Origin of the sequence: Nitrobacter hamburgensis X14 (assembly GCF_000013885.1) — a bacterium.
GTDB classification, from domain to species: Bacteria; Pseudomonadota; Alphaproteobacteria; order Rhizobiales; family Xanthobacteraceae; genus Nitrobacter; species Nitrobacter hamburgensis.
Window position 1 is genome coordinate 3,385,594 of sequence record NC_007964.1, and the last position, 15,227, is coordinate 3,400,820.

General features: G+C 58.0%; 10 protein-coding genes and 12 pseudogenes. 12 read left to right on the top strand and 10 right to left on the bottom strand.

The window, feature by feature from the left end; translation table 11 throughout:
• Positions 1–131: 131 nt before the first annotated feature.
• A pseudogene (locus tag NHAM_RS15730) lies at positions 132–475 on the top strand (ATP-binding protein); the annotation flags it as partial.
• Here NHAM_RS15730 and NHAM_RS26830 read toward each other — a convergent pair.
• Positions 449–598, bottom strand: a pseudogene (locus NHAM_RS26830) (IS5/IS1182 family transposase); the annotation flags it as partial. The pseudogenes NHAM_RS15730 and NHAM_RS26830 sit on opposite strands and share 27 nt — an antisense overlap.
• Before the next feature lie 40 nt (positions 599–638).
• Between NHAM_RS26830 and NHAM_RS15735 the strand changes: the two are divergent.
• A pseudogene (locus NHAM_RS15735) lies at positions 639–832 on the top strand (transposase); the annotation flags it as partial.
• A gap of 18 nt (positions 833–850) precedes the next feature.
• Here the strand turns inward: NHAM_RS15735 and NHAM_RS15740 are convergent.
• On the bottom strand, positions 851–1,219 hold the full coding sequence (locus NHAM_RS15740; RefSeq protein ID WP_011511470.1) for an H-NS family nucleoid-associated regulatory protein: 369 nt from the start codon (positions 1,217–1,219) through the stop codon (positions 851–853).
• A 927-nt stretch (positions 1,220–2,146) separates the two neighbouring features.
• On the opposite strand from NHAM_RS15740, the gene NHAM_RS25105 reads away from it, so the two are divergent.
• Positions 2,147–2,539: an H-NS family nucleoid-associated regulatory protein gene (locus tag NHAM_RS25105; protein ID WP_011511471.1), complete on the top strand. Its 393-nt coding sequence runs from the start codon at positions 2,147–2,149 to the stop codon at positions 2,537–2,539.
• A gap of 327 nt (positions 2,540–2,866) precedes the next feature.
• On the opposite strand, the pseudogene NHAM_RS25110 reads toward NHAM_RS25105, so the two are convergent.
• Both NHAM_RS25110 and NHAM_RS15755 read right to left on the bottom strand, forming a co-directional pair.
• Positions 2,867–2,992 (bottom strand): annotated as a pseudogene (locus NHAM_RS25110) (integrase core domain-containing protein); the annotation flags it as partial.
• Positions 2,993–3,095: 103 nt separating this feature from the next.
• Positions 3,096–3,557 (bottom strand): annotated as a pseudogene (locus NHAM_RS15755) (transposase); the annotation flags it as partial.
• Positions 3,558–3,737: 180 nt separating this feature from the next.
• Between NHAM_RS15755 and NHAM_RS15760 the strand changes: the two are divergent.
• From NHAM_RS15760 to NHAM_RS15765, 3 genes and pseudogenes are all read left to right on the top strand, one after another.
• Positions 3,738–4,423 (top strand): annotated as a pseudogene (locus NHAM_RS15760) (IS110 family transposase); the annotation flags it as partial.
• 25 nt (positions 4,424–4,448) lie between these two features.
• Entirely contained in the window at positions 4,449–4,883 is a 435-nt protein-coding gene (locus NHAM_RS26835) for a hypothetical protein (RefSeq protein ID WP_011511472.1), read from the top strand.
• Positions 4,880–5,101 (top strand): annotated as a pseudogene (locus tag NHAM_RS15765) (recombinase family protein); the annotation flags it as partial. The gene NHAM_RS26835 and the pseudogene NHAM_RS15765, both read left to right, overlap by 4 nt.
• A 36-nt stretch (positions 5,102–5,137) precedes the next feature.
• Here NHAM_RS15765 and NHAM_RS29335 read toward each other — a convergent pair.
• A pseudogene (locus NHAM_RS29335) lies at positions 5,138–5,281 on the bottom strand (DUF2189 domain-containing protein); the annotation flags it as partial.
• Positions 5,282–6,432: 1,151 nt separating this feature from the next.
• Here NHAM_RS29335 and NHAM_RS15770 point away from each other — a divergent pair.
• Entirely contained in the window at positions 6,433–7,245 is an 813-nt protein-coding gene (locus tag NHAM_RS15770; protein WP_011511475.1) for an IS5 family transposase, read from the top strand.
• Between the two features lie 22 nt (positions 7,246–7,267).
• On the opposite strand, the gene NHAM_RS15775 is transcribed toward NHAM_RS15770, so the two are convergent.
• The gene (locus NHAM_RS15775; RefSeq protein ID WP_011511476.1) at positions 7,268–8,704 is read right to left on the bottom strand and encodes an IS701 family transposase; all 1,437 of its coding nucleotides are present in this window, start codon (positions 8,702–8,704) and stop codon (positions 7,268–7,270) included.
• A gap of 164 nt (positions 8,705–8,868) precedes the next feature.
• Positions 8,869–8,997 carry a hypothetical protein gene (locus NHAM_RS28915; protein WP_283805350.1) on the bottom strand — a complete coding sequence of 43 codons (129 nt, stop codon included), beginning with the start codon at positions 8,995–8,997 and terminating at the stop codon, positions 8,869–8,871.
• 184 nt (positions 8,998–9,181) lie between these two features.
• Here NHAM_RS28915 and NHAM_RS15780 point away from each other — a divergent pair, with 184 nt between their 5' ends.
• Positions 9,182–10,003 carry a 2OG-Fe(II) oxygenase gene (locus NHAM_RS15780; RefSeq protein ID WP_011511477.1) on the top strand — a complete coding sequence of 274 codons (822 nt, stop codon included), beginning with the start codon at positions 9,182–9,184 and terminating at the stop codon, positions 10,001–10,003.
• A 166-nt stretch (positions 10,004–10,169) separates the two neighbouring features.
• Here NHAM_RS15780 and NHAM_RS15785 read toward each other — a convergent pair whose 3' ends face one another.
• Entirely contained in the window at positions 10,170–10,457 is a 288-nt protein-coding gene (locus NHAM_RS15785) for a hypothetical protein (protein ID WP_245269919.1), read from the bottom strand.
• Between the two features lie 83 nt (positions 10,458–10,540).
• On the opposite strand from NHAM_RS15785, the pseudogene NHAM_RS26840 reads away from it, so the two are divergent.
• Positions 10,541–10,681 (top strand): annotated as a pseudogene (locus NHAM_RS26840) (IS3 family transposase); the annotation flags it as partial.
• Here NHAM_RS26840 and NHAM_RS15790 read toward each other — a convergent pair.
• Positions 10,664–11,530: pseudogene (locus NHAM_RS15790) on the bottom strand (IS110 family transposase); the annotation flags it as partial. The pseudogenes NHAM_RS26840 and NHAM_RS15790 overlap by 18 nt on opposite strands.
• A gap of 65 nt (positions 11,531–11,595) precedes the next feature.
• Between NHAM_RS15790 and NHAM_RS15795 the strand changes: the two are divergent.
• From NHAM_RS15795 to NHAM_RS29340, 3 genes and pseudogenes are all read left to right on the top strand, one after another.
• Positions 11,596–12,465: pseudogene (locus NHAM_RS15795) on the top strand (IS3 family transposase); the annotation flags it as partial.
• 472 nt (positions 12,466–12,937) lie between these two features.
• Positions 12,938–13,188: pseudogene (locus NHAM_RS15800) on the top strand (transposase); the annotation flags it as partial.
• Between the two features lie 176 nt (positions 13,189–13,364).
• Positions 13,365–13,583, top strand: a complete 219-nt coding sequence (locus NHAM_RS29340; RefSeq protein WP_430707707.1) for a DUF6894 family protein — start codon at positions 13,365–13,367, stop codon at positions 13,581–13,583.
• A 360-nt stretch (positions 13,584–13,943) separates the two neighbouring features.
• Here the strand turns inward: NHAM_RS29340 and NHAM_RS15805 are convergent, their stop codons facing one another.
• Complete coding sequence (locus NHAM_RS15805) at positions 13,944–14,975, bottom strand: IS110 family transposase (RefSeq protein WP_011511482.1); 1,032 nt, start codon at positions 14,973–14,975, stop codon at positions 13,944–13,946.
• Between the last annotated feature and the right edge of the window lie 252 nt (positions 14,976–15,227).

Genomic DNA, 15,227 nt, shown 5'->3' on the forward strand with positions numbered 1-15,227 from the left:
AACGGCTTATGGTTAAAAGCTCCTGCCCTGCATCAATGAAGCCTCGGGTCAGCGTTGACTGGCGAGTGTCGAGCGATCGACAAACGGACGGCGCTCCGTTTGCCTACAGGAGCCTGGCTCCTGTCGCTTCGATCGCCAAGGACATCGCTGACTTCCAGTTCGACGGTACGCCGATCAACCAGACACTCGTCAATGATCTCGCCGGCGGCGGCTTCATCGCCCAGCAACGCAACGTCGTGCTGGTCGGCGGTACCAGCACCGGCAAGACCCATCTGGCCATCGCCATCGCCACAGGAGCTGCATCCGCTCCGGTGCCCGCGGGCGCTTTTACAACGTCGTCGACCTCGTCAACCGTCTCGAAAGCGAGACCCGCAACGGACGTCAGGGCCGACTCGCCGAACATCTGACCCGGATGGACTTCATCGTTCTCGACGAATTGGGCTACCTACCGTTCGCTCAATCCGGCGGCCAGCTTCAGGCAGGCATCGACGATGAGCCCCCGGCGGTTCTCCATCAAGGCATGGCCGAGAAAGGCCAGCTTTGCCTCCATGCCCGCGCCCTTGCGATAGAGCTTAGCGTCGGGATCGGTGGTGCTGGCAACCATCTCATCGACAAGATTGTTTGAGATGCAGGCCACCGTCGTCATTCCGCCAAAGCGAAACCGAAAAGACCAGCGTCCTTACGACGCCGATCTCTACAAGGAGCGCAACATCATCGAGCGCTTCTTCAACAAGCTCAAGCAGTTCAGGCGCGTCGCGACCCGTACGACAAACTGCTCGCCAACTTCATGGGCTTCGTCAAACTCGCCGCAATCGCGATCTGGCTCAGATAGTTAAATCGTCACTACCGCCTAGTGCGCCTTGGAACTTCCGGTAGCCTCGATCTTGAAATCGTTGATCTTGCGACCGGACTTGATGGCCGCAACCAGCCATCGCGGCTGCTTTCCCCTTCCGGACCATGTCTCCGACGGGCTCGACGGATTGCGATATTTCGGCAGAACCCGTGGATATTTACGCCGGGGTTTGCCCTCGACGACGCCTCGAGTTGCCAGCTCAGCCTCTCGCGCAATCGCGGCCGAGCCGCCGTTGAGGTAAGCTAGACGCTTTTCAAGCTCGCGCTTTTCCGACGCTATTCGTATCGATAGAACCTTGCTGACCCTTTCATGAAGCGTCCAAAGGTCGTCAATCGACATTGTTTCCAGACCGGTTTTCTTCATCATCGTGCGGCCCCATACTGATTCCGCAATGAGATGTAGGCGACAAATAGATTCCTTTCAATGCGCTGGTGGGCCGCATCAAATCTGGACACCTCCGGTTTTTTTAAGCCGGAGCCCTGCCGACAATTCCCGTTAAGGCAACTCGGTCGGATTAACCGACTGGAAACGCAGCGCGATTTTCAGCTTCCGATCAGGTGAACTGGTCATGGCCGAGGTCAACTTTGTTCTATGCAAAATCGGATGGCCCAAGCGGCGGCGATCTGAATACCGACTATTCATGCGACACCTAAAGTCCGGCGCCATTGGAATCGCTCAACCGAAAGCGGACGAGTTCAACGTCTTTCAATGATCGAGCACGCAACTCTATCTGAAATTCAAGCTCGCAACGTGACAGGTCTACAGATGGAGCTACAAGAGATGGAGCTTTCGCGCCTCTGCAGGCAAGTGAAGGGATAATAAAATTTAAGGTTTTCATCTCAATCCCCGAATAAATAAACCGCCACCCCCTCCTCGGCGGTATTTATTTAACAATCTGCACGACAACATTCGTAATACTTAGAAAATAAATTTAATACTTCACAAGAAATCCGATACTACGCAGGTCTCCCCTCCCGGCCGATTTAGGTATAAATCATTACATCTACTTGAACTGTGGCTTTATCTCCACGCATCCGACATAATATCGCCATTCTGTGCCATCACTGACCAATTTCCAGCTACTATTTTGAGCGAAATTAATTGATTGATCGGCCGCTTTCTGTGGGAGGCAACCTTTTTCAGGAAATTACACTTTTAATTGGAATCGACGTATTATGGTGTTCATCAAAAGGCCTCCCCTTCGACGGACCGCCGATGATGAACTGGAAATGCGTATTCTCAAAATTGGGTGTTGGAGAATGTCAAAGGGACAGCAACGAACGGGATAGCCCTATGCGAAAGAAAGATCTGTTTTCGATGCAGTTTAACGAGCTCTGGCGTCTCCACGAGAAAATCACGAAGGTATTGGCGGAAAAGATCGTCGCCGAAAAACGTGAGCTTGAAAAACGTTTGGCTCAACTCAATCGCAGCGATGTAGCGAGCAAGGTCGATGCTTCCGAGCTATCGCCCGCCCTTGTTGCAGGCAGCCCTCCACGTCGGAAATATCCGAGAGTACTGCCCAAGTACCGCAATCCTTTATCGCCTTCGCAAACGTGGTCAGGTCGTGGAAAAACGCCTCATTGGTTCGCTAACGCACTCAAAATGGGTCGCAAGATAGACGATTTCAGGATCGTTCACGCCGATAAGAGCAGAGTGTCAACGCCGGAGAGATTTTGCAGCGGCTGACCAGAGTAAAAGTGCAGCACGGACGCAAGCAAGTTTCAACACCATCATCCTGAGGGACAGCCACCCAATCCGGCTATGCTCGCGAAGGCCGGCCCATTACGGCATCTAAGCGATATATCTCAGCATGACCTCCACTAAATGAAAGAGAGGAGCGAATACAAAGTCCCCAATAAGGCCATCGAATCGAGGGCAAGTAATTATGATCATCCCATACAGAATTATGCCGACCGATCCGATCAATAGTCGTTTCGTATCCTGGTCCATGATAGTCAGTATAATCCGCAACTAAAGGTTTTTCGACATAAAAGTGTTTAAACAAAAAGGCGAGTTGTAGTCTGCCCGCCGCCACGACACAGTCGCCCGCACGTGCGGGAGCGAGGGGAACAGCGCTTCGTTGAGCAGTTCGTCGCGTAGCCGGCCGTTGAAGCTTTCGATGAAGGCGTTCTGGATTGGCTATGAGAGTCGGTTTCGAAACTCATGATGAGCGGACGAGCCGGCGAATGAGCAGGATGGCAGAAGCGGCGTAGAGGAAGGCCGCAGCGGAGTTGATCGTGGTGTTGGCGGGATGCGGTTCGACAAGCAGCACCCACCCATCCGTGCCGACCAGCGCGTGGCGCTTGCGGCCATTGATCTTCTTTCCGGCATCATAGCCGCGCAGTCCGCCGGCCTCGGTGGTTTTGACGCTTTGGCTGTCGATGATGGCGGCCGTTGGGCTGGCGTCACGGCCGACATATTCGCGATCCGCCATGACCAGGGCATGATTGATCCTGGCCGCGAACCAGCGATAGACGCTCGACCACGGTGGAAAATCCAACGGCAAGAGCCGCCAGGCGATGCCCCCGCGCAGCACGTAGAAGATGGCGTTGACGATCTCGCGCATCGACCAGGAACGCGGCCGCCCCGTCTTCTTGGCCGCGGCAAGGTGAGGCTCGACAAGCCTCCACTCCGCGTCCGTCAAATCTGTCTGGTATCGTGCCGCGCGACGGCTATGCTGTTCACGGGTGGTCGGGGTCCACATGATAATCTCCAAGAAGCTCGCAACTCCTTGGAACCATCCAAAACCCCACCCACTCAAACCCTTTCGAAACAGATGGGGTGATTGGGGTCTCTTCTAAGCCGAGATGAAAGCGGCTGCTCCTGTCGAGATGTGCGAACGTGGTCAATGTTGAATTGCCACAAACATCAGGAAGGAACAGCCATGAAGTATTACCGGACTGGACGTGTCTTTGGAAGAGACCGCTATTTGCGTTGTCGACGAGAGTGCCCGGATCGTGAAGGAGGTGCGAGCGTCGAGCGACCCTCAGGCGTTGATCGACGCATTGGGTGAAATCGGCCTGCCGCTTGAGCGGATCGGTCTGGAAGCGTGTTCGCTGACGGCGTGGCTTCATGACGGGCTAGGTGCCGAGGGCCTACCGGCGATTTGCATCGAGGCGCGACAAGCCAACGCAGCGATGAAGACGATGCCGAACAAAACCGATCGCAACGATGCCCGGGCATTGGCGCAAATCATGCGCACCGGCTGGTATCGCCGGGTGCATGTGAAGAGCCGGCAGTACCGGCTCTGGCGTTCCCTGCTTGTCGCCCGCCGCACGGTGCTGAACGAGATGCGCACCATCGAGAATGTGGTCAGGGCGATCCTGCGGGAGGCCGGCATCAAGCTGGGTACGCCATCGTGCCATCGTGAGCCGTCTTTGCCGGCCGCGCGCGCCCTGACCGGCACAGACCGACCCGGTCGTCATGCCGCCGGTCGAGCCGCTGCTGGCGATCCTGAGCACGATGCTGAGAGAGTTCGCTCGCCTGACGAAGCAAGTTATCGATCTCGTTCGCAAGGAAGAGGTCTGCCGGCGGCTGATGAGCGTTCCCGGGGTTGGAGCAACAACCTCATAATGCCCGTTATCAGTCGGGTGAAATGATCATCCGCTACCGATTTCATCCCCGTTACGGGGAAACGGTTATTGCTACAGGGGGCAATCGCCATGGTGACGAGGTCGCTCTCATCATCCGCCAGCCTGACGGCACCCTGGCGCAATTGCCGATCTGGATGACGGAGGATCGGGCGGAGGCGATGATGGTGACGGAGAGTCCCCGTCTGCCGCTGACGTATCTACGCGAACTTCGTCTTGAGCTCGATGCCGGCCTGACCTTGCTGCGCGACGATTCCCGTCGTGAAGGGGGAGACAAGCATGAAGCATCGGCAATCCTGTCACCGCCAATTCGATCTCTTCGTGCCCAAGAGCCCACCGGCGCCGATAGCACCGGCCGAGTGGACGAAGCTGGTGCCGCTGGTGAGCGCGCTGTTGTCGGAAGCATTGCGCGTCGCCGCAGCGACGGAGGCCGGCGATGAAGATCACGTCTGACCACTTGGCGCGCGGCGCCTTCATCTACATCCGGCAATCCACCGTCGACCAGCTTACCAACAACCATGAGAGCCGGCGGCGTCAATATGGCCTTGCTGACCGTGCCCATACACTTGGCTGGGCGGATGTGACAATCATAGACGACGACCCCGGCCGCTCGGGTTCGGGCGTCAGTCGTCCAAGCTTCGAGAAGCTGCTGGCAGCGATCTGTGAAGGCCGCGTCGGCGCCGTGTTTGCAATCAAGGACAATGGCGTGGCTCGGCACCGCCTTGAAGTCTTCCCGGCCCAGCCGCAATGCATCGAGAAGGTCGGAGAAGCCGATGCGACGGATCACGGGTCCAATTACGCCGACAGTTTCTGATGGTAGGTGTGACGTGTCTTCGATGGATGAAAGGTGGCCATGTTCGTTGTCTCCCTTTCGCGGAGCATCTCGGGCCGCCAGAAGGCACGGGTTCGCCCCTTCGGAAACGATTACGATCAAGCCAGACGCGAGAGCAAGGAACCCGGTCTTGCCGCGACCTGTGAGGCAATTCTAATTCCTATCTTTGATTTTCGTTGCTCGCGGTTCGGTGAGAATTTATGCCGCACACTGCATCAGTTCCCGATGCTGGTGCCATTTACAACTGCCGGGGTAGCCCCATGATCTGTGCTGCGACGCACAACAAGGCCGCAGGCACCCTCCCATCCCCGGGCAATTAGCCAACCGGTCGGCCTAGCCACCCCGTCTACCCCTCACCCGCCAGTGCGTCCCCTCGCCGGCGGGTTTTTTATCGGGCCAGACCGCGGCAAGCGCCACCGCTGGCGCCGGCCGTAAGAGCGTAAGCGCTCAAGCGTGGCCCTATTTAATGTGAGCTTGATGTTTTGCGGAATCGCCATGGCATGAGGTCTTCGATTTTGTTTTGGGGATGGCCGGCGATGATGGCCACGATGGATGCGAGCAAGGCCCAATTTTCGGCGCCGACATCATGACCGGCGAAGAGCAGCCTGAATGCGATTGCGCGGCAACGGAGCGTAGCCGCTCTCGAACCCCATGCCCGTCATTACCGGACTTCACGATCCAGAGGCCGTCCGCGGTGCGCTTGGCATGGCGCGAGGCGTTCGTACAGCATCGCTGGCGGCTTAGCTTCCCACTATCGCACGCTACATTGAACCTCCGGCACACTGCGATAACCAAAAGCGTCACATGTGACGCCGTCACGGGTACGCCCGATTTCTCGAACGCCCCCGTTACTTCCCCACTTCTGTAACGAAGAATTCCGGATTTGCTCAGAATTGCGGCGGCGATCTGCACTGCATTCGAATAGGGCACTTCGAAGGATTTGACGCCTCGTTCGGACCGTTTCGGGGTGGTGACGAACGGCGAGGAAATCATCCTGAATTAAAGGGCGCGGAAAGATGCCGCGCCTTTTGACCTTTCACAAAGGCTGTGAATCTACTCGTTTTCGTCCGTTTCGGAGACCGGTCGCCTTAGAGCCTGTTTGAAAATTGGGCTAGGCGGGGATTCCGGTATCGCAGCGAATATGATTCACACTTGGGATGTGGCGCAAGCAGCGAAGCCGGATGGCCAGGATCGCCCGGAAGACCAAGCGATATCCGTCTGATCTGACAGACGAGGAATGGGAACGGATCGCGCCGCTGATGCCGAAACCAGGACGCCGGGGCCGGCCGCGTGAAGTCGAATTTCGCGAAGTGATCAACGCGGTGCGCTATCTCGTGCGCTCGGGCTGCGTGCTGCCAGTGCATTTCGGTCACTGGCGGACGGTTTATGGCTGGTTCCGCGAGTTGGCGCGGCGCTTCCTGTTCCAGACGATCCATGACGTCGAACTGATGCTCGATCGGGAACGGCAGGGGCGCGAAGCAAGCCCGTCGGCTGCGGTGATCGACAGCCAGTCGGTCAAAGCCCCGCATAGCGAGACGCGCGGCTATGACGCCGGCAAGAAAATCGTTGGTCGAAAGCGCCACATCGCGGTCGACACGGACGGGCGATTGCTGATGATCAATCTGACAACCGCCGACATCTCCGACAGCGCAGGCGCGCAAGCGATCCTCGATGCGATCCGCAAACGCTGGCCGTGGGTGAAACATCTGTTCGCCGACGCCGCCTACGACCGGTTGAAACTGATGGACAAAGCCGTCTATCTGCAGTTCGTACTCGAAATCATCCGACGCCGCGACGGGCAGAAGGGCTTCGAAGTCCTGCCGCGCCGCTGGGTGGTCGAACGAACTTTCGGCTGGATGATCCGCTGGCGCAGGCTCGTGCGTGATTACGAACGTCGCATCGATGTCTCAACCGCCATGATCCATGTCGCCATGGCCGGTGTCCTCATCCGCAGAAACGCTCATCCCTGATTTTCCAAACAGGCTCTTAGTCTTACTGCGTCACAAATGATGGTCTGGGCGGTAGGCGAAGCTGATCGCACAACAAGGACATCTCGCCAGGGTGCGGACGAGCGCCTGTTCGAGCCGCCGCCGCATCGTTGCGATCGAATTTGGAATATGACGTTGGGTCCGCAACGGCAGATCCGCGGGGTCTGCGATCTGCGGGAATGCGAGCGAGCGGGATCGGCCGGGTGCGCCTAGCGCCTGAGGGGGGAATCGTCTCCCGCTCGGAGATCAGGAATCCGTAGGCCGCAATGCACATTGTCGCGTGGTGATGAAAGCCTCGCCAGCCGCGTCCCTCAAAATGGCCGAGGCCGACCTCCTGCTTGAGGTCCTGATAGTCGCGTTCGATGCGCCAGCGCAATTTAGCCATATCAACGAGGGTCCGGAATGCCACATCCTCTGGCAGTGTCGAGAGCCAGTATTTGGTGGGCTGGTCTTCGCCTTTCGGCCATTCGATCAGCAACCATTCCTCCAATCGCCGGGTGGACTGCCAATAATCACGATGCGCGGCACGAACCCGCACGCGGGCAAAACGCGAGGTCAGCTTTTCGTTCGTTCCTTGCCGCCACGTGATGGTGCGCCAGGCTTTGGCCGGCAGGCCGAGCGCGAGCGTCTTGACGGCGACCGGCTGATGCTGACGGTTGCGGCGCATCAGTTTCGGTGGACGACCGCGACCAGACCATGGCTTCGGTGGCAAAGGGCCGGTGCCGGGCGCCCATACTGTCGTGCTTGACAGAAGTCCGGCCACATACGTCAATCCCAGCGCCGTGATCTCCGTGCGCATGTCGCTATTGTTGCCATAGCCCGCGTCCATCAGCACGACGCCGCGCGGAAGACCAGTCGCACAGGCCCACCGCAACTGCTCCAACGCGATCTCCGGCTTGGTCTGGAAGCCGGCTTCGGCGGAGATGCCCACCTTGCGCCGCCGATCGCAATCCTCGGTCCATTCCTTCGGTAGATAGAGTCGATAGGCGACAGGCAGGCTGGCGTTGTGGTTGGCGACTGACAGCGACACCGCCACCTGGCAATTATCCTGCTTGCCGAGTTGCCCGCAATATTGCCGTGCAACTCCAACCGAATGTCGGCCCTGCTTGGGAAATCCGGTATCGTCGATGATCCAGGCTTCGATTGGGCCCCGGCGTTCAATCGCCGGCAGGACCATCGCGCGGACCTTGCCCAGCACTTTCTCATCCGACCAGGTGCCGCTGCCAACGAAATGCAGCAGCGACTGATGCTGTGCCGCCGTCCGTTCCGGTGCCGTCGCCGCCGCCATCGGTTCCACGCTCTTGCGACCAGCACAGGTCATCAGGCCGACGCAATAGTCGCGCAGCGGCGCCTTCCGATCAGCATGACCGATGACGCTGGCAAGCCCTTCCAAATACGCCGCAAACCGCATCTCGCTGGTCCTGGTGCCACGCCCGCTCATATCTGCCTCATTGGCTGATGGTCGATCCTTCCACCATCGCTGATTCTGGCCAGCTACAGCCTGCGGTTTTGTGACTCAGCCAGACTAGATAGCAGATGAGATTGATAGGAAAAAATAAAAAGGCACGGTGGCCCGCGCCTTTGCCTGATCGATGCAGGGTCGTCTCAATCACTCAGATACCCGCGCAGCTCCGCTTCAAGCTCTGCCAGAAATCGGCGCATCCGGTTGTCAATCTGGCGCGCCACTGCCTGTGGGTTTTCGCCCGAGATATTGAAAGTCGGGGAGAACGTCATCGGACCTCGATTCGATGTGTTGGTGGTCGATCTCGCGATCGCCGAGCGTAAGCCGGCTGGAACGGAGGCCAGCAGCTCCTATGATTTTCCGAACCTGATCGGGCAGCGCCATACCTTTCCTTTCCGTTCCACGGTGTGTTAAGCTTTTAAAGAGGTCATTCGCTCATGCGCTGGGGGCCTATTCGTGAATGTTTTCTCACCTGCAACTGACCTTTTCAGCCGATCCCAGGCGTTGCGACACGACTATCTCAACGCCAAGCCTTGGCCTCACGTCGTTATCGACAACGGCTTTTCCGAAGAGTCCTTGGATGCGATCGCAGCCGAAATCGCCAAGCTCGATCAAACGCACCTCATCTCAAGTATCGATGATCGTCAAATCAAGCAGGAAGCATCAGAAGGCTTAGGACCAGCAACGCAGCGCTTTTTGGAACTTGTCGATAGTGCAAACTTCCGCGAGTTCATCTCGACCGTGACCGGAGTCGAGAACCTGCTGTCCGATCCGACGCACAAATTTGCGGGGGCGCACAGGACACCACCAGGCGGCTTCACCAAAATCCATCGCGATTTCGAGGTGCACTCCGTCACAGGTTTGTTTCATCGGGTGAACCTATTAGTCTACCTGAATCGTGACTGGCCTGACTCGTATGGTGGCTGTCTCGAACTGTGGCCATCGGACATGTCCGCCATCGGCCGTCGTGTTTTTCCGCGGTTTAACACGATGGTTCTGTGGGAAACCCACGGCGCGACACTGCATGGCCTGCCCGATCCAGTGACTTGCCCTCCAGATCGAATGCGTCTGTCCGTCGCCTCGTATTACTATACCAAGGAACGCCGACCCACAGCAGCCGGTGAACACCGAACCAGCTATTGGGCCGCCCGTCCCGAGGACGATCGCTCGATAGAGCGGATGGGTTGGTTGGATCATGTGCGAGCGGTGACTCCCGAGCCGCTGAAGTACTTGATTCGAGCAGCACGCGATCATTTTGTGCGGCGAGGGTCACATTGACGGCATAGCCGACGCCAACTGGCGTTGTGATCGCCTTCAACCAGATAAAACAGTGATGCGCCTCGTAATTGAATTGAGAACAACGCCGCGCTCCGTAGCACCGCTCCAGCCTTCAGGGCGCGCGACGAGTTCTGACGAAAGAGGCGCGGTGATCCCGCGCGCTTGATCAATCACTCAACAACCCCCGCTGCTCGGCTTTCAGATCGCGAAGGTATCGCTCCATCTCGGAGCGCACCTGCCCGGCAATTGCACGAGGATCATCGCCACCCATGATGTCGATGGTCGGATTAAGGCTGTAGGTCCGCGTTGACGATGTGGACGAGCTTCCAGCGACCGCCGCAGCCCCGTCAGCGGTCAACCGGCGCAGCGTGTCGTTGGTCTCGATCCGGCCGGACATACCCGGCACGAAAAGCTCGGGGCCGCGCTCACCGACAAGGTAGGGCTTGGCGCGCATGTCTGCCGTCAGCGCCCATGAGACAAATTGAGGGACTTTCCGGAGGGAGGATTTCTGGTTCATCGTAGCCGCAAGGAGCGCAGATGAAACAGAAATCCGGGCCGGGCAAAGTGCCGGCAGAACGAGTGCTGAAGGACATCCGACGTCAGACCCGCCGGCAGTACTCGGCGGAAGAGAAGATCCGCATTGTGCTGGAGGGGCTGCGCGGCGAGGAGAACATCTCCCCGAGCACCGTGAACGAGCAGGCTACGCAGATGCTGGTTGCCCCGCTTTGAGATACCCATCAGCGTAGTGCGATCGCCGCTGGAGAACTGTCGTGGCACGAGGCCAACCCAGGCGGCGAGATGGCGACCGTTCTTGAACTCGGCGCCGTCACCGATCGCCGCAACGATGGCTGTGGCGGTCTTCGGACCGACACCCTTGATCTTGGCAATCCTCTGACAAGGCTCGCTGCTGTGGAAGACGCGATCGATCTTCTGGTCGAACAGCCCGATCCGGCGGTCGAGATCGCGCATAAGATCATAGAGTTCGGCAATCGCTTCGCGCGCCATTGGCGTCAGGTCATTCTTCAGGTCGGACAGAAACTCTGGAATCAACCGCCTGGCACGCGTGATTGACTTTGCCATGGCAAAACCGCGGTCGAGCAGAAGACCGCGGATCTGGCTGACCACGGCAGTGCGATGATTGACCATGCGTTGGCGAGCGCGATGCAGAGCCTGGATATCCTGCTGCTCGACCGTCTTCTTCGGGACGAGCGGGATGTGCGGTTGGCGTGCGGCGGTGCAGATCGCTTCAGCGTCGTTGCCGTCGTTCTTCTGCCGGCGCACAAAGGGCTTCACATATTGCGGGCTGATGATCTTCACCCGGTGGCCAAGTGCCTCAAACTTACGAGCCCAGCAGAACGCGCCCGTGCATGCTTCGACCACGATCGTGCAGCGCTCGACCTGTGCAATAATGTCGAGAAGCTGATCGCGCATTACACGCCGCTTCAGCACGACGCTGCCATGATGATTGACCCCGTGAAGTTGAAACACGTTTTTGGCGATATCGATACCGAGCGTCTCGACGGTCATTGTAGCTCTCCTTCCTCTTCCAGGCTCTCAGCCTGAATGGTCGAGGGAGAGCCGTCCATCCCATTAGATGGTACGATCGCTACCGCGCGGGCGGCATTGAGGCGTTGGCCGATCATCGGTCGAGGCCGAACCGGGTCTGGAATCGCATCCCCGACGATGTGCGGGGCCAGATCATTGGACTGGCGCTGGAGCTCCCCGAGCTGTCCCCGCGAGAACTGGCGGTGCGCTTTACCGATGAGCGAAAGTACTTTGTCTCCGAGGCTTCGGTCTATCGGCTGCTGAAGGCGCACGATCTCATCACCAGCCCGGCTTATGTGGTGATCAAGGCGGCGAACGAGTTCAAGGACAAGACCACCGCCATCAATCAGCTCTGGCAGACCGACTTCACCTATCTCAAGATCACCGGCTGGGGCTGGTACTATCTGTCGACCGTGCTGGACGACTTCTCGCGCTACATCGTGGCCTGGCGGCTCGGCCCCACCATGTGCGCTTCCGACGTCACGGCGACGCTGGACCAGGCGCTCGCGGCCTCGGGGCTGGACCACATCAATGGAAAGCAGCGGCCGCGGCTTCTCAGCGACAACGGATCGAGTTACGCGGCGGACGACCTGGCCAAGTGGCTCGAGAGCAAAGGCATGCAGCACGTGCGCGGCGCGCCGTATCATCCCCAGACCCAAGGCAAGATCGAGCGCTGGCATCAGACCTTGAAGAACCGCATCCTGCTCGAGAACTATTACCTGCCTGGCGATCTCGAGCGGCAGGTCGGCGCCTTCGTCGAGCACTACAATCACGACCGCTATCATGAAAGCATCGACAATCTGGCCCCGGCTGACGTCTACTTCGGCAGGTCCGAGACCATCCTCGCAGAACGTCAGCGCATCAAACGCGATACCATCGCAAACCGTCGCTTGCAGCATCGACTGCAGGCCGCTTAAACTCTAACCCTGATGAGCCAGAGCCGCCCTTCTCAAAATCCCTGATCAGTCTCAAATCATCTGACGACGGACAAGCGTGACCCCTAAACTTGGATCGGAACGGCAGACGTCCGCTTTGGTCCGCATAACGGACTGAAGTCGGACGTGGTCCCATGTCCGAAAAGTGCCAAAAGGCTGAAAGGTTCGTACTGAGTAAATGTTCTCCGCTCTTTTTCTCACAGCGTAGTGGCTTGTGCTTCTTCTGGGGCATTCCAATGTCCTCTCTAACGGCTAATAGCCTAATTCAGGGAGGACCACTTTTCAGGGGGCAGACCAACGGGGTGCATGACTGCAATCCTTGTAATCTTGGTGTAAGTTACGCCTGATAAATCATGACCATGGGCTCGGCGGGTAGCGCCGAAGGCGTAAAAAACAATTGACCGGATATTGATGTTAGTTTTTCGGCGGATTTGCTGACGGCGAAGATCGGCCAATGAGACGGGAACTGTTTGAGCGGATTGTCGAGCTTTTGAAGCAGGCGGAGTTGGGCCTGCCGGTGGCCGATTTAATCAGCAAGGCAGGGATATCAGAGCAGGCCTTCTACTTGTGGAAGACGCAATACGGCGGATCGGGATCGGACCAGGTCCGGGAGTTCACGCAGAGGAAAATGCGCGGCTCAAGAAGCTTCTGGTAGATCTCAGCCTGGACAATGCGGTGCTGCAAGACGATCTGTCAAAAAAGCTTCCTAGCTCGCGCTGATGAAGCAAGGTTGTCGCCTACCGGCTGCGGGCCGCGCGGTGGCCGGTTATTATGGAGATATGTTCCGCGTCACAATGTGGACGCACAAGTCCACACTTCCAAGGAGTGGAAGGAGATGTGCTTTGTTTAAGCTCGAATCAAACTCGACGACTTCGGGTGCTATGCCGCGCTACTACTTCCACGTCGTAGGACAGGCGGACCTTCGTGATCGCTTTGGACTGATACGCTGCGACGATGCCGCTGCGATCGCTTGGGCGCAAAATGTCGCTGATGGATTACAGAAACGCGGTGCATCAGCCTCTGTTGTGGTTATAGTGCATGAGGACGGTCGGGAGATTGCACGGATTCCAGCTCTTCATGCTCTTGAGCCACTTGGCTAGGTCGTCCGCCACATAGAAGCCGCGGTCGCTACACAGTGAACCGTCCCGGGTTTTGCCGGAGGCTCCATGTGTGGATGTATATGGACCCCGCCCGATTGCAACAGGTTGGACGGATCAGGATCACAGGTCACAACTGCTGACGTATATCCGGCTTCCTGATGCGGCTTGACCAATCTTCGCCGCGAGCCTCGATGGATTTTCGCCCGCTTCCACCTCAATGCCCCGGAGGCATTGGCTAAGCCATGCCGGTCCACACATCAGGTTCGGGAAGCGACGTGGTGACTGTTTCGCCATCTCCTGCCATTTGCTGCAATTGCTGGGGTGAAACCTCCTTCTCTTTCTTCCGTTTGCGGCTTTGCCTCAGGCTACCGTCACTGACATCGCCGGTTCGTAGGATGCATTGCCGGAAAGCATGGCCCACACGATGCGGGCATTCTTGTTGGCGAGCGCGACAGCCGCAACATTGGGATGTCGCCGCTGCCGCAATTTGCCGAGCCAGAGGCTTCGAGGATCTTGTTTGCCGCCGGCTCGACCCAAAGCGGCGCGAGCGCCATGGATCATCAGGGTGCGTAAATAACGGTCGCCGCGCTTGCTGATGCCGAACAAACGAACTCGCCCTCCACTCGATCGCTGCTTCGGCACCAAGCCCAGCCATGCGGCAAACTGGCGGCCATTTCTGAAGCACGTTCTGTCCCCCACGGCAGCAATCAATGCCGTCGCCGTCACAGGGCCAATACCTTCGATTTTGCCCAAGCGCTGGCATTGCTCGCTGTTGCGGAAGATTTCCCGTATCCGTCGATCATAGGATGTTATTCGCTGATCGAGTTCAGCCATCTCGACTTGCAATTCCCGCATGAGCGACCGAACCAGGTCGCTGAGCCCGTCATCGCTGCTCCCGACAATATTCGCGAGGCCGCGTCGTAACTGCGTAATGTCACGGGCGATGACAATTCCATGCTCGGAAAGAAGACCGCGAATCTGATTGACGAGCCTGACCCGGTCCGCGACTAGACGCCGGCGAATGCGATGAACGGCTTGCACCGCCAACTGATCCACCGATTTCGGCGGCACGAAGCGCATTGATGGTCGGCCGACGGCTTCACATATGGCTTCCGCGTCGTTTCGGTCGTTTTTGTTGGATTTCACGTACGGTGTCACGAACTGCGGGCTGATCAACCGCACTTGGTGGCCGAACTCAGTGAGCACTCTTGTCCAGTAATGCGCACCGTTCGAGGCTTCCATGCCGACCAGGCACGGTGGCAAGTTGGCAAAGAAGTGGGCTCCCGCATTGCGACGCAGCGTCTTGCGCACGACGACTTTCCCGTGGCTGTCGACGCCATGAACCTCAAACACGTATTTCGCAAGATCCAGACCTATCCGAACGACCTGCATGACATCCTCCTTCATCGCAGTTAACGCTCGAGATTCCACCTCGCCGCGAGGGCGGGGTCCATACCATTGCCCCGTTTCATGCAAGCTCTTTTTCGATCGTTTCCGGCATGTGATTGGGTGGGATCATGTGTCAGGCCTCAAATCACGGCGTGAACCATAGCCGTAGGCCGTCATGGAGATACGCGGATTAGGAGCAAATCAACTCGACGAGCTCGTAGCTCTTGGAGCCTCTGTGCTTTTCCTAATCTGTGA